The 22,549-nt window shown below is 63.0% G+C and carries 19 protein-coding genes; 5 read left to right on the top strand and 14 right to left on the bottom strand.

Annotated elements, in window-relative coordinates; translation table 11 throughout:
* Nucleotides 1–44: 44 nt before the first annotated feature.
* Nucleotides 45–425 (bottom strand): DUF4190 domain-containing protein, encoded by a 381-nt coding sequence (locus JSS27_13265; protein MBS0209912.1) that lies wholly within the window; start codon nucleotides 423–425, stop codon nucleotides 45–47.
* Between the two features lie 142 nt (nucleotides 426–567).
* Nucleotides 568–1,878: a xylose isomerase gene (xylA, locus tag JSS27_13260; GenBank protein ID MBS0209911.1), complete on the bottom strand. Its 1,311-nt coding sequence runs from the start codon at nucleotides 1,876–1,878 to the stop codon at nucleotides 568–570.
* Between the two features lie 319 nt (nucleotides 1,879–2,197).
* Between xylA and JSS27_13255 the strand changes: the two genes are divergently transcribed.
* Nucleotides 2,198–3,343: a GNAT family N-acetyltransferase gene (locus JSS27_13255; GenBank protein ID MBS0209910.1), complete on the top strand. Its 1,146-nt coding sequence runs from the start codon at nucleotides 2,198–2,200 to the stop codon at nucleotides 3,341–3,343.
* Between the two features lie 16 nt (nucleotides 3,344–3,359).
* On the opposite strand, the gene JSS27_13250 is transcribed toward JSS27_13255, so the two are convergent.
* The gene (locus JSS27_13250) at nucleotides 3,360–4,436 is read right to left on the bottom strand and encodes a fatty acid desaturase (GenBank protein MBS0209909.1); all 1,077 of its coding nucleotides are present in this window, start codon (nucleotides 4,434–4,436) and stop codon (nucleotides 3,360–3,362) included.
* Between the two features lie 201 nt (nucleotides 4,437–4,637).
* Between JSS27_13250 and JSS27_13245 the strand changes: the two genes are divergently transcribed.
* The gene (locus tag JSS27_13245; GenBank protein ID MBS0209908.1) at nucleotides 4,638–5,144 is read left to right on the top strand and encodes a GNAT family N-acetyltransferase; all 507 of its coding nucleotides are present in this window, start codon (nucleotides 4,638–4,640) and stop codon (nucleotides 5,142–5,144) included.
* Nucleotides 5,145–5,482: 338 nt separating this feature from the next.
* Nucleotides 5,483–6,424 (top strand): CHAD domain-containing protein, encoded by a 942-nt coding sequence (locus JSS27_13240; GenBank protein ID MBS0209907.1) that lies wholly within the window; start codon nucleotides 5,483–5,485, stop codon nucleotides 6,422–6,424.
* A 68-nt stretch (nucleotides 6,425–6,492) separates the two neighbouring features.
* On the opposite strand, the gene JSS27_13235 is transcribed toward JSS27_13240, so the two are convergent.
* The 7 genes from JSS27_13235 to JSS27_13205 form a co-directional block, all read right to left on the bottom strand.
* Nucleotides 6,493–6,993, bottom strand: a complete 501-nt coding sequence (locus JSS27_13235) for a hypothetical protein (GenBank protein MBS0209906.1) — start codon at nucleotides 6,991–6,993, stop codon at nucleotides 6,493–6,495.
* Nucleotides 6,994–7,641: 648 nt separating this feature from the next.
* Entirely contained in the window at nucleotides 7,642–8,934 is a 1,293-nt protein-coding gene (locus JSS27_13230; protein ID MBS0209905.1) for a PQQ-like beta-propeller repeat protein, read from the bottom strand.
* A gap of 83 nt (nucleotides 8,935–9,017) precedes the next feature.
* Nucleotides 9,018–10,154, bottom strand: a complete 1,137-nt coding sequence (locus tag JSS27_13225; protein MBS0209904.1) for a terpene cyclase/mutase family protein — start codon at nucleotides 10,152–10,154, stop codon at nucleotides 9,018–9,020.
* A 199-nt stretch (nucleotides 10,155–10,353) separates the two neighbouring features.
* The gene (locus JSS27_13220; protein ID MBS0209903.1) at nucleotides 10,354–10,641 is read right to left on the bottom strand and encodes a co-chaperone GroES; all 288 of its coding nucleotides are present in this window, start codon (nucleotides 10,639–10,641) and stop codon (nucleotides 10,354–10,356) included.
* Nucleotides 10,642–10,865: 224 nt separating this feature from the next.
* Nucleotides 10,866–11,786 carry a hypothetical protein gene (locus JSS27_13215; GenBank protein ID MBS0209902.1) on the bottom strand — a complete coding sequence of 307 codons (921 nt, stop codon included), beginning with the start codon at nucleotides 11,784–11,786 and terminating at the stop codon, nucleotides 10,866–10,868.
* 66 nt (nucleotides 11,787–11,852) lie between these two features.
* Nucleotides 11,853–13,139 (bottom strand): Gfo/Idh/MocA family oxidoreductase, encoded by a 1,287-nt coding sequence (locus JSS27_13210; GenBank protein MBS0209901.1) that lies wholly within the window; start codon nucleotides 13,137–13,139, stop codon nucleotides 11,853–11,855.
* 179 nt (nucleotides 13,140–13,318) lie between these two features.
* Nucleotides 13,319–15,025 (bottom strand): FAD-dependent oxidoreductase, encoded by a 1,707-nt coding sequence (locus JSS27_13205; GenBank protein MBS0209900.1) that lies wholly within the window; start codon nucleotides 15,023–15,025, stop codon nucleotides 13,319–13,321.
* A 287-nt stretch (nucleotides 15,026–15,312) separates the two neighbouring features.
* Here JSS27_13205 and JSS27_13200 point away from each other — a divergent pair, with 287 nt between their 5' ends.
* Nucleotides 15,313–16,422: a GNAT family N-acetyltransferase gene (locus tag JSS27_13200; protein MBS0209899.1), complete on the top strand. Its 1,110-nt coding sequence runs from the start codon at nucleotides 15,313–15,315 to the stop codon at nucleotides 16,420–16,422.
* 16 nt (nucleotides 16,423–16,438) lie between these two features.
* Here the strand turns inward: JSS27_13200 and sthA are convergent, their stop codons facing one another.
* Nucleotides 16,439–17,845 carry a Si-specific NAD(P)(+) transhydrogenase gene (gene sthA / locus JSS27_13195; GenBank protein ID MBS0209898.1) on the bottom strand — a complete coding sequence of 469 codons (1,407 nt, stop codon included), beginning with the start codon at nucleotides 17,843–17,845 and terminating at the stop codon, nucleotides 16,439–16,441.
* Nucleotides 17,846–18,054: 209 nt separating this feature from the next.
* Here sthA and JSS27_13190 point away from each other — a divergent pair, with 209 nt between their 5' ends.
* Complete coding sequence (locus tag JSS27_13190) at nucleotides 18,055–19,281, top strand: NupC/NupG family nucleoside CNT transporter (GenBank protein ID MBS0209897.1); 1,227 nt, start codon at nucleotides 18,055–18,057, stop codon at nucleotides 19,279–19,281.
* A gap of 198 nt (nucleotides 19,282–19,479) precedes the next feature.
* On the opposite strand, the gene modC is transcribed toward JSS27_13190, so the two are convergent.
* From modC to modA, 3 genes are read right to left on the bottom strand one after another with little or no spacing between them, the layout of a single operon-like run.
* Nucleotides 19,480–20,595 carry a molybdenum ABC transporter ATP-binding protein gene (gene modC, locus JSS27_13185; protein ID MBS0209896.1) on the bottom strand — a complete coding sequence of 372 codons (1,116 nt, stop codon included), beginning with the start codon at nucleotides 20,593–20,595 and terminating at the stop codon, nucleotides 19,480–19,482.
* Nucleotides 20,592–21,302 (bottom strand): molybdate ABC transporter permease subunit, encoded by a 711-nt coding sequence (modB, locus tag JSS27_13180; GenBank protein ID MBS0209895.1) that lies wholly within the window; start codon nucleotides 21,300–21,302, stop codon nucleotides 20,592–20,594. The genes modC and modB overlap by 4 nt, the downstream gene beginning before the upstream one ends.
* Entirely contained in the window at nucleotides 21,299–22,138 is an 840-nt protein-coding gene (gene modA / locus JSS27_13175) for a molybdate ABC transporter substrate-binding protein (GenBank protein MBS0209894.1), read from the bottom strand. The genes modB and modA overlap by 4 nt, the downstream gene beginning before the upstream one ends.
* Nucleotides 22,139–22,549: the final 411 nt, after the last annotated feature.

Raw genomic sequence — 22,549 nt, 5'->3', positions numbered from 1 at the left:
CGACCCAATCATACGCGGAATGCGCGGCGGCGTTGAGTGGCCGGTTAGCGCCCCGACGTTAGATTGCCGACAACGACCAGCGCGATCCAACCGACCATGCTGAGCGCGCCAACGACGATGCCGAAATAGGCTCGGCCCAAACCATGCTTCTCGGGATGCTTACGAATGTCTCGCAGTGCAACCAAGCCAACGATGACTGCTAGAATCCCGAAGCAAGGTATGATCGAGAACAGGCCCAGGTAACCCGCCGCGATGGCCCAGCCCGAGCGCCCGACGGGGAGCAACATGCGGATGCCGGCGTCGTCCCCCAGGTTCTTCTGGACCGTGGTGGCCATGATCGGGCCGGCCGGCGACCAACCGCACTTGCCGCAGACCTGGGCGTTGGCCACCCAAGGGGACTGGCATCGCTGACAGTAGAGTTGCACCGCGACTGCCCCTTCGTTTCGACGAGCGGTTCAGATCACCACATGTAGGGTACGCACCCCGTGCGTACCTTCTTCTGGTGAACCAACAGCGAGACGCGGTACGCACGGGGTGCGTACCCTACGTAGTGCCGGTTATTTCGAGCTAGATGTACGTGTTGATCATGTTCTCGAACAGTTCCTGTCGACCGCTGCGGTTTGGGAAGGCGTCGCCTCGTTCGAGCATGATCTTTTCCAGCGACGCGAACGAGTGCTTGCCCATTTCGATTTCCGCGCCCAGCCCCGTGTCCCACGTGCTGTAGCGTTCCTTGACCAGCTTGTCGAGCGCGCCGTCGGCCCGAATAGCCGCGGCAATCTTCAACCCGCGGGCAAATGCGTCCATGCCGCCGATGTGGGCATAGAACAGATCGACCGGCTCGAAGCTCTCGCGGCGGACCTTGGCGTCGAAGTTCAACCCGCCGGTGGTGAAGCCGCCGTACTTCAGCAGCACCAGCATCACCTGCGTGGTCAGGTAGATGTCGGTCGGGAACTGGTCGGTGTCCCAGCCGAGCATCAAGTCGCCGAAGTTAGCGTCGATCGACCCCAGGAAGCCCTGCATCGCGGCATATTCCAGCTCGTGGTGCATGGTGTGTCCGGCCAGCGTGGCGTGGTTCGTCTCGATGTTCATCTTGACGTGCTTTTCCAGGCCGTAGGCGCGCAGAAAGTTCAAGCACGCCGCCACGTCAAAGTCGTACTGGTGCTTGGTCGGTTCCTTGGGCTTGGGCTCGAAGTAGAACGGGCCGGTGTAGCCGATCTGCTTGGCGTAGTCGACGGCCATGTGCATGAAACGGGCCAGGTTGTCGACCTCGCGCTTCATGTTGGTGTTCCACAAACACTGGTAGCCTTCGCGACCGCCCCAGAAGACGTACCCTTCGCCGCCGAGTTCCTTGGTGACTTCGATGGCCTTCTTCACTTGCGCAGCAGCGTAAGCGAACACCTCGGCGTTGCAGCTAGTGGCGCCGCCGTGCATGAACCGCGGGTTGCTGAACAGATTGGCGGTGCCCCACAGCAGCTTGATGCCGGTGCGCTGTTGTTCTTCCTTGAGCGCGGCCACGACCCGATCGAGAATCTTGTTCGTCTCGGCCAGCGACTTCCCCTCGGGGGCGACATCGCGGTCATGGAAGCAATAGAACGGCGCGCCGAGCTTTTCGATGAACTCGAACGCCACCTTGACACGATTCACCGCGTTGTCGGGCGAGTCGCTGGCGGCTTCCCAGGGGCGCTGCATGGTGGCGGGGCCGAATGGGTCGCTGCCGGTGCCGCGGAAGGTGTGCCAATAGGCCACGCCGAATCGCAGGTGGTCCTTCATCGACTTGCCGGCCACCATTTCGTTCTCGTCGTACCAATGGAAGGCCAGCGGGTTCTTCGACTTGGGCCCTTCGTAGCGAATCTTCGAGACTTCAGGAAAAGCTGGCATGTGACGACCTCAAACGGCAAAAGTGACGGCCCGATGGCAAGCCAGCGGCAAAAGCGCCGCGCGGCCCCAGAAGCCGACGAATGTTCGGTGCGAAGCTGTCATTCTGCACACGGTTGAACGGCGAGCAAGTGGCGACGATGATTTGGGCTAAACTATGGTCACCGTGGATGATACAAGCGGCGAAAACGCCGTTCGCGGCTCGCCCGGGGCGTGGGCTGACCCTTGACCTGCGCGTTGGCCGATCACTATCGTGAGCGGTTTGTCGCCGGCCCGGGATCGTCGGGCTCGGCCGCTTTTTATAACGGCAATTGGGTACATGATGTCGAGTGTCGAAGTTCGTCCGGTCAGGTCGTTTTTCGATCGACGTCGCTTCTTGCGCTTTCCCTGGGAACTGTACCGGGACGACAAGAACTGGATTCCGCCGCTGCTGATCAATCAAAAAGAATTGCTGAATTACATTCGGCATCCGTTCTTTTTGCAGGCCGAGATTCAGACGTTCCTCGCCTGGCGCGACGGCCGGGTGGTCGGCCGGATCGCGGCCATCGTCAATCGCGGCCATTTGGAGCGCTACAAGGACGAATGCGGCTTCTTCGGCTTCTTTGAATCGATCGACGATCAAGAAGTCGCCAACGCTCTGTTCGAGACCGCGCGAGCCTGGCTGGTCGAGCGCGGCATGAAGCGCATCCGCGGCCCGGCCAACCCGTCGATGAACTATGAATGCGGCTTGCTGATCGACGGCTTCGACAGCCCGGCCACGTTCATGATGACGTACAACCCGCCTTATTACGCCCGGCTGATTGAAGGGGCCGGCTATCGTAAGGGGCACGACATGTACGCCTATATCGGCTACCGCGATCAGTTGCCGGCCATTGAAGAAAAGCTGGGCCCGCTGGCCGAGCAGGCGGCGCGGCGCTGTGAAGTGACGGTGCGGCCGATGGACATCAAGAACTTCACGGCCGACGTCGAGTTGTTCTTGCGACTGTACAACGACTCGCTGGTGGTCAACTGGGGCTTCGTGCCGTTGACCGACGCCGAGATGAAGAGTCTGGCCTTTTCGCTCAAGCTGCTGTTGGTGCCCGAACTGACCATCGTGGCCGAGTCCGAGGGGAAAGGTGTCGGCGCGATCGTCGGTTTGCCCGACTTCAACCCGACGATCAAGAAGATCAACGGTCGCATCCTGCCGTTTGGCTGGTGGACGCTGTTGCAAGGCAAGAAGCACGTCCACCGGATTCGCGTGTTGAGCATCAACGTGGCGCCCGAGTTTCAGCGCTGGGGCCTGGGGCTGGTGTTGATGCGCGGCCTGGTGCCCAAGGCCCAGGAAGTGAACGTCCAGGAAGCGGAGTTTTCCTGGGTGTCCGAGGACAACGACCTGGCGCGGATGGGTCTCGAAAAGGGTGGCTCCAAGATCTACAAGACGTACCGGATGTACGAATGGGGCCCGCCGTCACCGCCGGTGGCGAACTAAGCTGAAAGTAGGGACGCTATCCCTGGGCTTTCGCTTGCCCGGCTTGCTGTGCGCGAATGCGGCGGAACAGGTCTTTGAGCGTTGTCGTCAAGCCGGGGCTGTTCACCTGCCGGTAGACCGAATCGGCCGGCAATTGCGCCATCAGCCGCTTGTGAGCGGCGTCCAGTTGGTGATAGGGCATCGACGGGAACAAGTGGTGCAGCGCGTGATAACGCAGCCCCACCGGCGCCCACAGCCCCGTCACGATCGGCTTGGTCGGGTAATTGACCGAGTCGACCAACTGCTCGACGAAGGTCAACTCGTGCTTGCCGTCGTACAAGAATCGATGCGCGCCCATCGTGCGCAGCTCATTGATCAACAGCGTGCCGAGCGAAATCAGATAGACCTTGAACAACAGCGACCAGGGCAAGGCCCCGGTCAAGAACAGCACGGCCGCCCCCGTGGTGAAGGCCCAGGTGGCCGTCTCTTGCAAACGCCACTCGAACAATTCCTTGTGCGACGGCAACGGTCGGATGTAGCTGGGGTCCATCACCAGCGACGAAGCCCGCTGTTGGACGAACCGGCGTAGCGGCGGGCTGATCCAACAGAGTGGCGTCAAAACCAAGAAGCGCAAGATCGCCAGCCAGGGAATCACCAGCGGCTGGCAAAGATACCAGAACACGCCGCTCATCTTGCCGGTGCCCAGCGGCAGGTACTCGCCATCCCCCTCGGTGCCGTAATGGTTCCGGGCGTGATGGGCGATGTGGGTGGCGTACATGAACGAGGGCATCAACAGCGGAATGCCGCACAACAGATTCCAAACCACGTGGAACGCGGCGTACGTGCCGGTTCGCAGATGGATCAGCTCGTGAATAAACGAACCGGCGCGATAGAAAAGCAGGACCGCGATCACGTAGCCGACGGCTTGCCAACCCAAAGTCGGCCCGCGCCGCAGCAGGGCAAAGCCCACCCAGCCGAGGATAATCGAGAGCAAAAAGTCGGTCCAATAGATTCGCGCGCTCGGCTCGAACAGATCGCGGACAATGTCCCGCGCCTGGCGAACCGAGAACTCGGCCGACTCGCTGGCGTCGACTTCGGGCAGGGTAGTGGCCATGAAAACGATTGAGGGTGCGGGAGCGTGGCGCCGCCTGCTAGCATGGCAGGTCGGGTTCATGCAGGGTATTCAGTTTCGCGCCGGCTTGCAAGACGAGCGTCGCGCAACGCAAATGGCCATGTGCTAGTGGTTTGCGCTAGAGCGAACCGGCGCGCCGCGAGTGTGCCACCACGGCACGCCGGAGTTCCAAGGAGTATTTCCATGAGTGAGTCGGGGGCGTTTACGATCCGCGCGGCACGCATCGAGGATTGCGAGCTGCTGATGCAACTGATCGGCCAGTTGGCCGAGTTCGAGCGCCTGGCCCATACCGTGACGGCCACCGTCGATGGATTGCGGGCAGCGATGTTCGGCCCTCGACCGGCGGCCGAGGCGGTCATTGCCGAGCGCGCGGGCGAAGCGCTCGGCTTCGCCTTGTTCTTCCAGACGTTTTCGACGTTTCGCGGGCGCGTGGGGTTCTACCTCGAAGACCTTTTTGTGCGCGAAGCGTTCCGTGGCCAGGGGGTCGGCCGGGCGCTACTGCTTCACCTGGCGCGCGAAGCCCATCGCCGTGGAGCCGGCCGAATGGAATGGGCGGCGCTCGATTGGAACCAACGGGCGATCGATTTCTATACCGCGCTCGGCGCCGAGCCGCTCGACGATTGGACCGTGTTTCGTTTGACCGACGAGAAGATCGCGCAACTGGCGGGCCAGGAAGCAGCGAGCGGTTGAGACGGCTCGTGGCTTTGCGCTGGCTCTTCGATTCACTCCGGCGCGCCGCCAATTGTTTGTGGAATGTTACGGCGACGAATCACCAAGCGCGCAACTGACTGCCCGCCTGATAGATAGAGCCGAGCGTTTTCGCTCATCACAAACTGTTGGACATGGGTGGTTTCAGGCGAGAGAATACCCTTCCTTCAGCTATCGCAGCAAACCACTGTTTGCCTGAACCTGCGCGGCGCTTTCGGTGCGATCGCCCCCTCACACTGTCGCCGCTGATCGTCTCGAACAATGTCCGCTTGGTCGTATCAGCGGCCGTAATGATGACAACGCCTACATTATCGCTCGCCATGGTTGGACAATCGAAATGGATGGACAGGTTGGACGCCGATGACGGCGCGTCGCGCATGGCGCGGCGCTCGATTCGTCGGCGGTTGCAGGCGGTGCGCCAGTATCTGCGCGAAATCGGCGGCGATCGGCACCCCAAGCCCGATTTGATCCATCAATTACGCGTCTCGACGCGTCGCGCGATGGCGGCGCTCGAATGCTACGACGATCTGACTCCCAATCGCCGCACCGCCTGGGTGACCAAGCAATTGCGGCTGGTCCGCAAGGCGGCGAACGACGCCCGGGACGTCGACGTGTTCTTGTCGCGCGTCGAAAAGATAGTCGAGGAGAATCGCCCTGGCGAGTTCCAGGCGTTGGCTGCTCGGCTGTGCGAGTTGCGCCGTGAGGCATTGCCCGAGTTGGTCCACGCCTGGCGTCGGCTGCATCGACGCGATTTCGACAGGAAAGTTCGGAAACTGCTGGACCGAATTCGCTGGCGCGACGAAAGCGTTCCTGAACCGAGCTTCGCCGCCACTGCCCAAACCCGACTGCAAGGGGTGGTGACCGAATTCTTTGCCCACTCCGAGCACGCGGCCGAGGACATCGCCAGCTTGCACCAGTTCCGCATCGCCGGCAAGCAGCTGCGCTACGCGATGGAACTGTTCGCCGGCCCGTTGAATCCGCGGGTTCGCGGCGAGCTATATCCACTGGTCGCCGACTTGCAAGAACACCTGGGGACGTTGAACGATCACGCGACCGCGGCCCAGCGATTGGAGCAATGGATTGCCGAGTGGAATGACCCGACGCTGACGCCGACGTTGTCGGCCTTGCTGCAAGAGGAGCGCGCGGCACTCGACGCGATTGTGACCGAGTTCCGCGGCTGGTGGACCGCCGAGCGGGCGGCCGATTGGCGGCGGCGCTTCAACGAGCTGATCAACAGCCCGTCGGCTGAACGAGTCGCCTAGGGCTGGCCGGCACAGAGCAGTGTTCTTGGGAAAACCCAGCTCGGTAACAAAATGCCCAGTCCGGCAGCCTAGGACGTCGGTGGCGTGGTGAGCACGCCAAAGATGCGGCCACCGCTCTCGTACCAACCCTGCTTGGTAAAGCGGCACCATTCCAGGTCGACGACGAAGTGCATCTCTTTCCCGTCGTTCTCGACCACCGCCAGAATCCAGCGGTAGGGGACCGTCTCGGGATGGAAAAAGCTAATGCCTGATTCCGAAATGTGCTTCCCCACGACCGTCACCGCTTCGCCCACGGGCTTGAGCGTCTGCTGGTCGATGGGGACGAGCATGAACAACCGCGGGCAGGGGTAACGCTGCTCGCGGCGGCGCTCGGCGCCCGGGTTGGGGCGACAAGTGGCTTGCAGCAAGCTGCGGATGAACGGCCGCGGATCGTCGGCCAGCGCGGTGACTTGTTCCAGCATTTCGACCGTCGGCGCGCGACGCGCCCGCAGCCGGCGCACGGCCGGAGCCAGTTGGCTGGAAAAGGTAACGACGCTCGAAGGAACGCCTGGGTCAGCGGCGGAAATCATAACCAGCGGCTCGCAACGGTCCCGAGAAACAATCGATGCAAAGTCCAGCGCGATCCTGGTTCGGCAAGCAAGGCACGAACCGGAGGCGCGGCTGGGGGCGTGACAAGTGATGGACGGGCGGTCAAAGACGACCAGAAAAGCTCCAACAGTTATCTAGGTCGAAAACTGGGAGCGGTCAAATCAGAATTCGGGCCAGGAAAGCAGCCCGTGGGCCACGGCCGTTACAATCGTGCGCGGGATGGTTATTTCGCGATTCGGTGGTGTGTAGGACAGAGCGAACCGCTTCCGTAGCCCAGGCGTTTATCAACGGCTTGTGTGGGCCGCGAGATTGCAGGGCCAAAGGCCCGACCCCATACCAGCCTGGGGCAGCGCCCCAGGCAATCCATCGCGTAAGAATACCCAAGGGCTGAAAGCCCGCCCCAATCTAGTCGTCATTAGATGGGGCGGGCTTTCAGCCCTCGGAACTAATTGCGCCGTCGTACCTGGGCCGTTGGCCCAGGCTGGTATGGTGCGCACCTTTGGTGCTTAAGAGCAAGGCATCTCAATTCCTCGCTGCATGGCGCAGGCGTAAACGCCTGGGCCACGGAAAAACCGTTGCTCTCAAATACAAGGATCGTGATTGCAACGCCCTAATCGCCAAGCGGGCACTCATTCCGCCGCCAGGCTTGCGCAGACAAGCTCCTTGTCGTTGCGGGCGAAGACGCACTTGTTGGCAAAGGCGGGGTGCGACCAGCAAACGCCGCCGCGCTGCCCCAGTTGTTCCATCGTCGGCTCGATCAACTGGGCTCGGCTAATCTCCTCGAAACCCGACGGCGACAGCCGCGCGATCAATAACTCGCCGCGCTCGTTGAACATCCAAAGCTTGTCACCTTGCCGGACCATGTGAATCGTGCTCCAACGGCTTTTGGGCGTGGCGGCCGTGCTTTCCCAGACGCGGTCTCCGGTCTTGGCGTCCAGGCAGCGCAGCTCGCCATAGCTGTCGACGCCGTACAGGTAGTCTCCCAGCAAGATCGGCGTGCCAATCATCACGTGTAACGCATCGGTCTTCTTCTCGTCGCGGCCGCTGCGCTGCCAGAGCTTCTCGACGGCCAGTTGGTTCTTGTCGAGTTGCAGCATCAGCGAGCCGTCATAGAAGCTGCTGACGAACAGCCGGCCCCGATCGACAATCGGCGTGGCGATGGTGATCACCATCTTCTTGGGCGGGTTCGGGTAGCTCCACAGCAACTTGCCATCGACCGGGTTCAGGCCCACGACATGCTGCCCCGCGGCACAGACCAGCACGCGCTGGCCCGCTTGCTCGATGATGATCGGGGCCGCGTACGAGGCGTCGTCGTCGAGCGCCCGCCAGACTTCCTGGCCCGTTTTTTTGTCAAAGGCCACCAGACAGGCGCCCTCTTCGCCACCGATTTGCACGATCACCAACGGGCCATCGACCAACGGCGACGCGGCGATACCCCAGATGGGCATGCGGATCTTGTACTCGGTGTTCAGATCATGCTGCCAGGCGATCGTGCCAGTCGCGGCATCAAAGCAATGCAAGTGCCCCATCGCCCCCAAGGCGTACGCTCGGCCGTCGTCGATCGAGACGCTGGCCCGCGGGCCGGCCTTGTAGCCGATGGAGTAAGGGCATTCGTACTCGTACTTCCATACCAGGTTGCCTGACGTTTCATCCAAGCAGAGGACGCGTTCGATCTGCTTGGGCTCGATCACTCGATCGGTGACATAGACGCGCCCTTGGGCCACCGTGGGGCCCGAGTAACCGGCGTCGATCGGCACGCTCCAGCGGCGCGGCAGCACGTCGCTGCTGAACTTCTCGACCAGGCCCGTCTCGCGCCACACGCCGTCGCGCTTCGGGCCGCGCCACTGGGGCCAATCGTCGGCCTTGACTAGTTGAACAACAAACAGCGGCAGGACAACGGCTAGCAAACGAGCGGCGCGCATGAAAAAGCCTCCGGCAGCAGCGAGCCGCCAGAGGCCTGTTGTTTACCGTTGTCGCTTCTAGGGCGACGTCGCCTGCAAAGCGACTAGGGCTTGGCCGTCGGCTGGCAATAGCTCAGCGCCAGTAAAGCATAGCCGGTCACCAGATTGGGGTCACCCTCCATCCAGCGGGCATTTTCGTTGGCCCACGACCCGTCCTCGCGCTGTCGGCGGATCAGCTCGTTGGCCAGCTCGTCGCGCCAGCGGTGAGCTCCCCCTTGGTTGTCGGTGAACGATTCCTGCCCCATTGCGTCGAGCGCCTTGGCAAACGTGGTGTAATAGTAGTACAAGCCGGCGTCCGCCATGCCCGGGTTGCTTTCCAGCGTGTAGTGCTTGCCCAGCCATTCGAGCGCCGCCTTTACCCGAGGATCGTTGGGCGTCAGGCCGGCATAGATCATGCTCTTCAGCCCTGCATAGGTCATTGAGGCGTAGCTGCGCAGGCCTCCTTCGTCGGTCTTGCCCGCCTGGCTGTTGCCGCCGCCGGCCGGGGTGTAGTAAAAGCCGCCGTCAGGGTTCTTGGCGGCGAACTCGGTGGTGTTGGCTTCGGATTCCAGGTTCTGGCAGCGCGAGACGAAAACGAGCGCCTTCTTGATGGCTGGATCGTCCGGGCCATCGCCAGCGGCCTTGAGCGCGTCGAGAAAGAAGCTGGTGTTCGACAGGTCGGGACGCTTGCTCTTGCCGTAACCTGCGCCGCCATACGCAGGATTGTTCGGGTCGTGTCCTTCGCTTTCGTCCCACTGCAGCGACTTGATGTACTTGTGAGCCTTGGCAATCCGGTCGTTATAGCGACCATCCTTGTTGGCTTCGATAAAGCAGACCAGCGCCAGACAGGTTTCGTAGTTGGCGTGATTGGTGTCGGGCTTGAAGACGCCCCCATCGGGCTGGACGAACTGGTCCAGGTACTTGAGCGCCGCCGCCGCGGTCGGATCGTCGGGCGTGCGGCCGCTGCGCAGCATGGCCGTGGCCACCAGGGCCGTCACCGCCGGCCCTGCCGGCGCCGTGAACGAACCGTCAGCCGCTTGCCCCTTCGCGCGCAGGAACTCGACCGCCTTGGCGACCGCCTGTCCACGGGCCTTGGCCAGCGCGTCGCCGCTCAGGCTTGGACTCGCCGCCTGGCACGCCGGCGCAAGTCCAGTCGCCGCCACGGTAACCACCAAGAAAGCAGTGCTCAGAGAACGGAACATTTCACGCTCCTCCCAGGGAAATCGGACGACGGCGACGGCAATAGCCGGGCTTCCATGCCGACTACGACGGGCCACTAGCTCGATTGTATCAAGCCGGAGCGAAAAAAGATGCGAATCGTGACAGCGTCAACGTGACTTCGACTTTAGCCCTCGGTCAATGACCGGGGGTCTTGTGCTTGTGATCTAACGACCAGCGTTACTAATGCACAATCGCCAGCAGGTCGTCTTCGCGCAGGATCAGCAGCTTCTGCCCATCGATCAGCAGTTCCTGACCTGAATACTGCGGAAACAGCACCCGGTCCCCTTCGCCTACCATTGGCGCGGCGCGCGAGCCGTCGGGCAAGGTGCGGCCATCGCCGACCGACAGCACTCGGCCTTGTTGCGGCGGCGACTGGGCCGACTCGGGCAGGATGACGCCCCCCGTGGTGGTTTCCTCGGCGTCGAGACGCTTGACCACGACGTGGTCACCCAAAGGGACAATTCGCATGTTGAAGATTACTCGATGATAGTTCGCCGCGTGTCGTCGGCAGTCGACCGCGGTTGGCCGCCGATTGTCGCACCTGGGACGTGGCAATTCAATGGCAGGCGAAATGCGGGGATTACCTATTGGAAGAAACCGACGATACCAAAGGAGCCCCGGACGTAAGTCCGGGGTTAGCCCTAACGCAAACCGGGGGTTACGTCCCCGGCTCTTGGTTACTTGAAGCTGCGTTAGCAGGCCTGCATGGCCACTTCGACCGCCTTCTTTTGCCACTCGGTGCAGGGGCCCGCGCCAATCGCATCGAACACCTTGCGCGCCTGATCCTTCCGATCGGCCTTCAATAGCGTGTAGCCCAACCGCAGCCGTGCCCGGATCACGCGCGCCGCGCCACGGCCGTTCAACTTGACCGAAGCGATGGCGGCGTCGTTTTCCAACTCGGGCTGATTGGCCAGCGCCTCGACCGCCGCCAAACGAACCGCGGTGCCCTTCTCGCCCAGGCACTCCTTCAACGCGGCATTGACGTTCGAGCCCGACTTACGCGCCAAACTGTTCAGCAAGCCGCAACGGAACTCGTTCCCCGACAGGGTGCGCAAGGCGTTGACCAGCGCATCGGTCGCTTCCTGGCAGTTCAAGCGCTCGAGGCAGTAGCGGGCTGTCTCGCGCAGGTCGATCTGCTTCAGGCACGCGGCCACCGCGCCAACTTCCCCCGCGCCGCCGACCAGCGACAACACGCGGAACAGTTCCTGGCACGCCGCGACTTGCTTCATCGATGTCTCGGTCGGCTCGCCGCGCTTGTCCTTCTCGGGCTGCAGCGCCGGCAAGCAGGCCGCCAAATCCTTGGCCAGTTTCGTGCGTTCATTTTCCTTCCCCGGCGCGCCGGCGGCCGTCCACTTGGCCGTGAGCTTCACCCGGCCGTGATACATCCGCAGTTGGTCCCCCGAGGCCAGCTCTTTGCACAAGTCGCCGATCTCGCCTTTCGGCAATTCGGGCCGGGGGGGCTCTTTCTTCTCGGCCGGCTTGGCGTCTTTCTTTTCGTCGGTCTTCGCGGCTGTGGCGGGCTTGGAAGCGGCAGCGGGCCTTTGGTCGGCCGCCGGTTTCTTGGCCTTGTCACCCACGGCGACATCAACCTTGATTTCAACATCGATTGGCATATTAAAGATTCCTGTGCTGGCTGGCTTAAGAATGGCTGGGGTGAAACGAGCGGGACCGTCGGGCGACTAGACGCGCCACGGGGCGCGCATCGGCCGGCTGGTCATCAGATTGGCCTGTTCGTCGCCGACGAACTGCTCTTTCTCCGGATCCCATTTCAGCTCGCGACCCATTCGCAGGGCGATGCTTCCCAGGTGACACACCGTAGCCGACCGGTGACCGATTTCCACATCGCAAATTGGCCGCTGTCGCGACTTGATGCAGTCGAGCCAGTTGTCGTGGTGGCCGTTGTTCCGCGGCAGTTGAATGTCGTTCTCGCCCGCTTCCCACTTGGTCAGTTCCATGTCGTGGGCGGCGAACTTCTTCTTGTCGCGGGTGACAAAGACCCAGCCATCGGTGCCGGTGAACTTGATGCCGTTGTCCCCCTCGCTGTGGCAGTGCAACTCGACGCCGTTGGCATAGTGGTACAACACGTCGAACTTGCCAGCCACGTCGTGCGGGCCATCGGGGTAATAGGTTCCTTGCCCCGAGACGCGAACCGGGCCGCTCTTGTCCATGCCCATTGACCATTGCGAGATGTCCAAGTGGTGCGCGCCCCAGTCGGTCATCTTGCCCCCCGAGTAATCGCTGAACCAGCGGAACTGGTAATGGCAACGGTTCGGGAAGTATTCGGCCCACGGAGCGGGACCGAGCCAGAAGTTCCAGTCCAGTTCCGGCGGCGGTGTGGTGGGCTTTTGCCAGACGCCGGCGTCGATGTTGCCGATCACCGCGTCGATGCGCACCAACTTGCCGATCTTGCCGTTCAGAATCAGTTCGACGGCCTGGCGAAACGGGCCTTCGCTGCGCTGCTGGCTGCCGGTCTGGAACACGGTGCCGTAGCGGCGGGCCGACTCGACCATCTTGCGACCTTCTTCGATCGTGAGCGTCAGCGGCTTTTCGCAGTAGACGTCCTTGCCGGCTTCCATGGCATAGATCGAGGTCAGGGCGTGCCAATGGTCGGGCGTGGCGATCAGCACCGCGTCGATGTCCTTGCGGTCGCACAGATCGCGGAAGTCCTTGTACCCCTCAATGCGACGCTGGGTCTTTTCCAGCACGTCGGCCACCGCGGCGTCGCGGTGATTGCGATCGACGTCGCAGACCGCGCCCACATCGATGCGCGGGTTCTTGAGCAACTTGTTGTTCAGGTGATGCCGGCGTCCCAAGTCGCCGACGCCGATCGAGCCGACGACCACACGGTCGCTCGGGGCCGGACGGTCGTCCTTGGCGAACACCGTGGCGGGAACAATGGTCGGCGCGGCAAGCGCCGCGGTCGAAGTCTTGAGAAACGTACGACGCGAAGGTGCGGGGCGGTCGATCACGGCCAACGACTCCTCTGTGAGAGCATGCTTAAGCAGAGAGAACGATAGGGGTGGGATTCGACGGGGACATTTACGATAAACTCCCACTCGGTGGAACGCAACGATTTGGCATCGTCAATTCGTTCCGCCACGAGACATTAGCCCCCGGTCAATGACCGGGGGCGTGCGAGAGACGGCTACTTCGCTGGCAGCGATTTGGGGTCGAGTCCGCTTGCGCGTTTCGCTTCGGCCGCGCTGTATTCAAGCACTTGGCCATCGGCCAACAGCCGCTCGCGCAACTTGGCGTAGGGCACATCTTGCACGGCCAGCTTGCCGTCGATGGCCATCACGGCCGCCGTGGCCGCCGACTGGCCCAGGATCATGAACACCGGCTCCATGCGAATCGAGCCATACGCAATGTGCGAAGCCGAGCAACAGACCGGCACCAGCAAGTTCTGGCACTGTTCGCGCCGCGGAACCAGCGAACCATAGGCGATCTCGTAGGGGCCCGGCAGCTTGGCGTAGATGTCCCCTTCGTTCTGCACAAAGCCTTCGGGGGTGATGTAACGCTGAATGTTGTGCGAGTCGATCGAGTACGAACCCATGCCGACCGAGTCGGGCGTGGGCCGCCGCTTGAGCAACTCGTTCTCGGTCATCACGTACGCGCCGATCAGTCGGCGCGCCTCGCGCACGTAAATCTGATGCGACCAGTTGCCGTTGTCGGTGAATTCATCCTTGGGCAAGCCCCAAGTCCGCATCTCGGCTTGCACATCGCTGGGCACGCGCGGATCGTTGGCAATAAAGTAGAGCCAGCCTTGCTGGTAAGTGGTGTGTTCACGCAGGATTTCGCGCCGGCGTTCGTACGACGCCTCGGGATAGTCGTGGTTGTAGCCGATGTTGTCGGTGCTGAACGGGCCGTGATTGTTCGTGTCGGTCTTGTGGTTCGGGATCGGATCGAACTTGTGGAACGTCTCGCGCCAGCCGGCCTCGAACACTCGCACCAATAGCTCATACTGCTTGGGGTCGTAACTCGCGGGCTTGGGGAACGGAATCCGGTTCTCGGGATCGTTCGTCAGACACATCCGGTAGCAGTACGCCTGGACCCCTTTGTCTTCGGCCCCGTAGGCGCCGGGGGGCGAGATGCTCACACGCGGCAGCACGCCGCTCGACGAATCGCCCGGCACGACGTACGGGCTGAGTCCCTTGGGCAGCACGCCAAAGTGGTGGCCGTGATGCAGGACGCCGGTCTGCACGCCATTCCAATGTTCTTGATACTTGGCCCGCGCTTCGCGGCCGACGTGATAGTCGACGCCGGCCGCCGCCATCAGATCCCCTTCATAGGTGGCGTCGATGAACATCTGGCCGGCGTAGGTCTTGCCGCTGAGCATGGTTATTTCGGCAATGCGTCCGTCGCGCTGCTTCACACCGGCGGCGCGGTCGAGCCACTCGCCGCGATGCACCGGAATCTCGAACTCGCGCACCAGGTCTTCGTAGACCCGCTCGGCCGTGTGCGGCTCGAAGATCCACATGGTCCGCTGCTCGCCGTCGATGGCCGGCGTACCCTGTCCCTTGTTGCCGTATTCGGATTTCTTTTGCCACTTCCAGGCGGCGTCGCTGTCGTAATGTTTCCAGATGCGGTGATAGAAATCGCGCGATAGGCCGCCGATGACCGCCTTGTTGCCCGTGTCGGTAAAGCCGAGCCCGCCGGCCGATAGCCCTCCCAGATGCTTGTCGGGACCGACGACGATGACCGACTTGCCCATCTTCTTAGCCTGGACCGCCGCGATCACACCGGCCGAGGTGGGGCCATAAACGACCAGGTCGTACGTCTGGGGCGCGGCCACGGCCGATTGAGTAGCAACGACCAGCGAACCCAGAGCAAGTAAGACGGCGAGGCGCTTCACGGCAACATTCCTTTCGGCGGACGACCCAGCGGGCGATTCGGCAAATCACGCAAACCAGCAGGCATGATGCACACCCTGGGTCGGGTACGCAACTGGCCGGTCCAGTGAGGCGAATCGGCCGCGCCGTGTTGCCTTTTGGCAACATCAAGCGGTAGGCGGCCACGGCCCGGCGCACTCGCCGACTGTGGCGGCGACGCCCGCCGGGTAAGGACTTGCGCACGCTGAACCGTCGGCCGAGGCCGCGATCGCGCCGGGTGGCACCGAGATTGCACGTTGTTCCCGGTCCCATGACGCACGTTCACGAAATCAACGACCCGGCCCAGTTGGAACCCCTGCGGCTCGTCTGGCAGTCGCTCCTCCTGCGCACTCGAGGGGCGACGTTCTTTCAGTCGCTCGACTGGCTGATGACGTATTGGGGGCATTATGGGGCGGAACAGCGGCTGCGCGTGCTGGTGGTCGAGGCTGCCGGCGACGTGATCGGCATCGTCCCGCTGGTCGTGCGCCGGCAACGAACGCGACTCGGCACGATTCGCGCCTTGACGTATCCGCTGGATTGTTGGGGCTCATTCTACGGGCCGATCACTTCGCAGCCCGCCGCCACGCTCGCCGCGGCATTGCGCTACCTGCAATCGACCGAGCGCGATTGGGATGTGATCGATCTGCCATGGGTCGACGCCGACGGCAGCGACGCGCGGCGGACGGCGACCGCCCTGGCGACGGTTGGCTTGCCGACGATCGAACGCACCGAAGGCGCCTCGTCACAAATTGAGCTGCGCGGCACTTGGGACGAATATTGGCGCGGCCGCTCGAAACACTTTCGCGGCAACATTCGTCGCGCCGAGCAGACCCTGGCCGCGCATGGCACGGTCGAATTCGTGCGATACCGGCCCACGGGCGTCCGGCACGACGATGATGCCCCGCGGTTCGATCTTTACGACGCCTGCGAGCAAGTGGCCGCCGCCAGTTGGCAAGCCGATCGCGACGATGGCACGACGATCACCAGCCCGGCGATTCGCGACTTCTTGCGCGAGATGCACGTAACGGCTTGCCGCGCTGGCGCGGCGGATGTGGCCTTGCTCAAGGTCAACGGCCAGCCGGCGGCGTTTGCCTATGGGTATCAAGGCCAAGGGAACGTGTTCGGTTTGCGCATGGGTTTCGACCCGCGGGTCTCGAAGTCCGGCGCTGGTTCCGTGTTGCTGCGACACTGGATCGCCGACAGCTTTGCCCGCGGCGACACGATGATCGACCTCGGAGTCGACTACGTGGATTGCAAGCGGCATTGGCGAACGCGCAGCGCTCGGGTCGCGCGTTACACTCACTTTGGCCCGGGTCTGCGGGCGTCGGCACTACGCGCCGCGCGACACCTTCGCGGTTGGTGGCAAAGCCGCTCGGCGTAGCGTCTTCGACCGTTGACTAGAACAACCGGTTGTAACCGTTCAGGGCCGCCACGCGGTACGCTTCGGCCATGGTCGGGTAATTGAATGTCGTGTTGATGAAGTACATCAACGAGTTCGCTTCGCCCGGCTGGGACATGATGGCCTGGCCGATGTGAATGATTTCCGAAGCGTTCGCGCCGAAGCAATGAATGCCCAGTAGCTGCAGCGTCTCGCGATGGAACAGCAGCTTGAGCATGCCGGCCGTCTGGCCAGTGATCTGGGCGCGGGCCAGGCTCTTGAACAAGGCGTGGCCGATCTCGTACGGGACGTTCGCCTCGGTCAACTCGCGCTCGGTCTTGCCCAGTGAGCTGATTTCGGGGCTGGTATAGATGCCCGTCGGAATATCCCGGACCATCTTGTGATCGCCACAGCCGCAGAATGCGTGCGTGGCGGCGAAGCGGCCTTGCACGTAGGCCGCGCTGGCCAACGCCGGAATGCCGATGACGTCGCCGACCGCGTAGATATGCGGCACCGAAGTCTGGAAGTCGTCGTTGACCGGAATGTTGCCGCGCTTGTCCGGCTGGATGCCGATGTGCTCCAAGTTCATGTTGTCCGAGTTGCCGGTGCGACCGTTGGCCCACAGCAGGATGTCGGTCTTGAGCTGCTTGCCCGACTTCAGGTGCAGCACCACGCCGTCGTTGAGCGGTTCGACCCGTTCGTAGGTTTCACCGTGACGCAGCAGCACGCCCCGGTCGCGCATGTGGTAGCTGAGCGCGTCGATGATCTCGTCATCGAGGAACTCGAGCAGCTTGCCGCGCGTGTTGATCAGGTTGACCTTGCATTCCAGGTTGCGAAACATCGACGTGTATTCGCAGCCGATCACGCCCGCCCCGTACACGGTGATCGAATGAGGCGTCTCGTTCAGACTCAGGATCGAGTCGCTGTCGAAGATGCGCGGGTGCGAAAAGTCGATATCGGGTGGCCGATAGGGGCGCGCCCCCATGGCCAGCACGATCTTGTCGCCGGTCAGCCGCCGCTTGGCGCCGCTTTCGGAGTCGACCTCGACGGTGTGCGAACCGATGAACGTGGCGTGGCCGCCGAAGATCGGAATATCATTTCGGTCGTAAAACCCTCGCCGCATGTCAACCTGGCGTTCGATCACGCTACGGGCCGAGCGTCGCAGCTCCGAGAACGAAAAGCGAAGCGTGCCGATTCGCTCGCGGAACAGCGGATTGCTGTTGGCCTCGGTCATCCGAAAGATCGAATACCGCAGCGCCTTGCTGGGAATGGTTCCCCAGTGGGTGCAGCCGCCGCCGATCTGGTGAAAGCGTTCGACGACCGCGACCGAATGGCCTTGTTTGACGGCCTGCATGGCGGCGCCTTCGCCCCCCGGGCCAGTGCCGATCACCACCAGGTCGTATTTCGATTCGGAAATGCTAGCCATGTTTCCCTTTGCAGGTCGCGTTCGGCGCCGAGCGGTTGCTCGGCGAAATTCGGGGACGTGGCGCAGTGCGCGGGGGTCGCGGCAAGTCTAGCAAATCAGTACGATTTGCGGCAGTCGACTCGCGCGAGACTAGTGCCGCGTTAACGCCGTTCAAACGTACGTGCCGGCCCGCCGTGGTCGGCCAGAAAACCCGTGGGGAACTGCCGCCAGTGACGCACCGTATTGTCAGCCTGTGCGGGTTGTTCGCAATGATCGGGCTGGCCTGGCTGCTCAGCTCGCGGCGCGGCCGCGTCAGCCTGCGAGTGATCGTCGGCGGGTTGGTGTTGCAATTTGGCTTTGCGCTGCTGGTGCTGCGCACCGGTTTTGGACGGCGATTGTTCCAGGCAGCCGGCGATCTGTTCACGCGGCTACTCGAATATGTAACCCAGGCGTCGATGTTTGTCTTTGGCGTTGACGAGCCGAACCGCGGGCTGTTGCTACAGTCGTTCGCGTTCAGCGTGCTGCCGACGATCATCTTCTTTTCGGCGTTGATGTCGTTGTTGTATCACCTGGGGGTGATGCAGCGGCTGGTGCGGTTGATGGCTCGGCTCATGCAATGGACGCTCGGCACCTCGGGGGCCGAAAGCTTGTCCGCCGCGTCGAATATCTTTGTCGGCATGACCGAAGCGCCGCTGTTCATTCGACCCTATTTGGCCAGCATGACCAACTCGGAGCTGAACGCCGTAATGGTGGGCGGCTTTGCCACGGTGGCCGGCGGCGTGATGGCCGCCTATGTCAGCTTTGGCATCGACGCCGGGCACTTGCTGACGGCGTCGGTCATTTCGGCCCCGGCGGGATTGCTGATCGCCAAGATCATGTTGCCCGAGATCGACGAGCCCCAGACCTCGGGCAAAGCGGCGGTCGAGTTGCCCTCGACGGTGACCAACACGATCGAAGCGGTCGTTGTCGGCGCGGCCGATGGGCTGAAACTCGCGATGAATGTCGGGGCGATGTTGATTGCGTTCCTGGCGTTGATTGCCATGCTCAACGCGCTGCTGGGGTGGGTTGGCGGCTGGTTCGGCGCGGCCTGGTCGATTGACGTGGCACTCGGCTATTTGTTCTGGCCCTTCGCCTGGCTGATGGGCGTGGACGCCAACGAGTGCGGCGAGGTGGGGCGGCTGCTGGGTTTGCGAATGGCGACCAACGAGTTTCTGGCCTACCGCGATCTGGCCGAACTGATGCAGCAAGGCAAGCTCAGCGAGCGTTCCGCGATCATCACGACCTACGCCCTGTGCGGCTTTGCCAACTTCGGTTCGATCGGCATCACCGTCGGCGGCATCGGGGCGATCGCGCCGGAGCGGCAACGCGACCTAGCTCGACTGGGCCTGCGGGCGATGATCGGCGGAACGCTGGCGTGCTTCATGACCGCCTGTGTCGCCGGTGTGTTGATTCCGTGAGACTGGTGTGCTGATGCGGCGAGAGAGTCCTCGCTAAACCCTTCTCCCCCGGGGAGAAGGTGGCGGCGCTAGCCGACGGATGAGGGTCGCGCGTCAGTCGGGAGCGGCGCTCCAATGGTTCGGTGACCCTCATCCGGCCTTCGGCCACCTTCTCCCGGAGGGAGAAGGGTTGCTGCTTACCGTGTCACGGTGGTTACTTCACTCCATCACCTTCAAACTGTACGTCTTGGCGACGCACACCACGCGCTGGCCCACGGTCAGTTGCTGTTGCTGGGCGCTGGAATGAGTGACCTCGGCCCAGACCACTTGCCCAACGTCGATCGCGACCATCAGGCCGTCGTCGACTTCGGCGACTTGGCACACCACGCCGGGCCAGCGATTGCGGGCGCTGATGTCGAGCGTCGCGCCCGGCGACGCCAGCAGCACGTCACGCGGGTCGAGTTGCGCGTACTTTACCTGGGGCGCGGCCGCGTCACGCGACACGGCGTCGGCGACGTGCAGGCTTTCCAGCGGTGGTGGTGGCAGCGTGACAACGTGCTCGCCAAGTCGTCCAGTGCGTTCGCCGTTTACGGTCTTCACATTGGTCAGCCGCAGCAGGTTGATCGGCCCCAACTGATCGCGCCATTGCAACGGGGCGCGATGCAACAGCGCTTGGTTCACCCCGGCCGCGGTGACGACTCGTCCGGCGTCAACGACCACGGCATATTGGGCCAAGCGGCGGACTTCGGCCTGGGCATGGCTGACAAACAGGGCGGGGATCTGCCAGCGCTCGACGATGTGTTCGAGATAGTCGAGCACCTGCCATCGCAGCCGATCGTCAAGCGATGACACAGGCTCGTCGAGCAGCAACAGTTGCGGCTGAGCCAATAGCGCTCGCCCTAGCGCCACGCGCTGCCGTTCCCCTCCCGAAAGAGTCGCCGGCCGCCGGTCGACGAGCGTTCCCAACTCCAACACACGCACAACGTCATCGTACTTGACGCGAGCCTCGCCGCCCCGATGGCGTCGCAACCCATAAGTCAGATTGTCGGCCACGGTGCGATGCGGAAAGAGCAACTGGTCCTGGAAGACCATGCCGATGCGGCGGCGTTCGGGGGGCACAAAGATGCGCCGCGCGGTGTCGAGCCAAGTCTGTCCGCCGCATTCGATGCGACCTTCCCGCACTCGCAGCAGGCCGCACAGCACGTTCAAGCACGACGTCTTGCCGGCGCCCGATGGTCCGAACAACGCGGTCACCTGGGCGTCGCTCTCCCAGGCCATATCGAGCTGAAAGCCCGAGTCGAACCGATGCTTGGCCGTGAACGAAAGATGGGTCACGATTCGTGCGTGCTCCGCGCGGCCCTGGCGGTAGCCAGGCGCGGCCCACGGCGCTCGAGCCACTGGCTGGCGGCCAGTGACAACGCGCACAGCGCGATCGACGCGCCGACCAGCGGCCAGGCGGCCGAGAGCCCGTCGGGCTGTTGCATGTGCGTGTAGACCGCCAGCGGGATGGTGCGCGTTTCGCCTTGAATGTTGCCGGCCACGAGAATCGTCGCGCCAAACTCACCCAGACTGCGGGCAAAGCCCAACACCGCGCCGGCCAGCACGCCAGGCCACGCCAGCGGCAGCACGACGCTCAAGAAGGCGTCGAGCGGCCGTGCGCCGAGCGTGCGCGCGGCCTGTTCCAGTCGCGGGTCGACCAACTCGATGGCGGTCCGCACCGCGCGGACCATCAGCGGCAAGCTGACCACCAAGGCGGCGAGCGCGGCCCCTTGCCAATTGAAGACCAACCGCACCCCCAGCGTGTTTTCGAGCCAGCCCCCCAGCCAGCCATGCCGCCCCAGCAATACCAGCAACACGTACCCGGTGACCACGGGGGGCAGCACCAGCGGCAGATTGACCAGCGTATCGAGCAGCCAGCGCACGATGCCGCGCGAGTGAACCAGCGCATACCCCAGCGCGATGGAAACAGGCAGCCCAATCACGACCACGCAAGCGGCGACGCGCAAGCTGAGCAGCACCGCTTCAAGGTCGTCGGCGTTCATGGTTGGGCCTGGGGCGCAGCGCTGGCGGGCACCGATGGGACTTTCGTCACTTCGGCGTCGTCGTTGAGAATACTGAAGCCAAACCGCTTGAAGACAGCGATCGCTTCGGGAGAAGTCAGCTCGTCGTAGAACTTCACCGCGTGGGGATTCTCGGCCCCTTGCTTGAGGACGAGCCAGGGGTAGACCACCGGCGCGTGCAACTTGGGATCGATTTCCGTGACGACACGGACATTCTTGCTCAGCGCGGCGTCGGTGGCATAGACGATGCCGGCTTCGGCCTCGCCTCGCTCGACAAAGAGCAGCGCCTGGCGCACGTCATCGCCGGCCACCACTTTGGGAGAGACCTTGGCCCAGAGTTCCAGCTTTTCGAGCGCCGCTCGCGCATATCGCCCGGCGGGGACGCTGCTGGTTTCGGCCAGGGCCACGTGTGCGACGCCACTGTCGGCGAGATCTTCCAGCCGCTTCACCGACGAATCGACGCGCGCCGGCACGATCAGCACCAGCCGATTGCCCAACAGCTTGCGGCGACGCGCCACGAGTTGCTTGTCGCTCAGGGCGTTGGCCCACTTCTCGTCGGCGGAAAGAAACAAATCGGCCGGCGCGCCTTGCTCGACTTGTTGCGCCAGGGTGGCCGTGCCCGCCAGGTTGAGCACGACCTTGCACCCGGTGCGCTGCTCGAAGGACTTGGCAATCTCTTTCAAGGCGTCGGCCGTGCTGGCGGCCGCGAAAACGCGAACCGTTCCCTGGCTGGCCGAACGCACTTTGCCGCAGCCCGCAACCAGCGCGACCGTCAACAACAGAGTAAAAGCAACGAAGCGAGCCAGCGCAGTGCGCATGAGATGAACACTCGTCCTGTGTGTCGGGCGATTGAAACCGAGAACGCCGAGCGGAGCGTGCGCTCAGGATAAACTGTGGCGGAGAAAACCGCCAGTTGGCGCGGGCGAGCAGCTTCCACGCCCTTGTCAAGGAGCAAATGGCTTGCCGATTGCGACAGAAGTCGACGCTGAAGTCAGCATCAGCGCGGCTTATCGGGCGTGTGCGGCCGCTAGCACGACAGCGCGCAAAGTTGCGCGGCGCGTCAAGAGCATTGACGCGATTTTTGCGTGGCGCGTTTCTAAATAAATTCTCTTCGCGCTTATCGACCAGCGCGCATATAATGCCGCCCGCTCGATCGCGCCGCACCATGCGTGACACTCGTTCACGCCGCGGCGAATGTTGAGCGATTCCTCTTCACTGCCGAGGTTCAT

The organism is Planctomycetota bacterium (assembly GCA_018242585.1).
Lineage (GTDB): Bacteria > Planctomycetota > Planctomycetia > Pirellulales > PNKZ01 > JAFEBQ01.
This window is presented reverse-complemented; position numbering and strand designations above follow the sequence as displayed.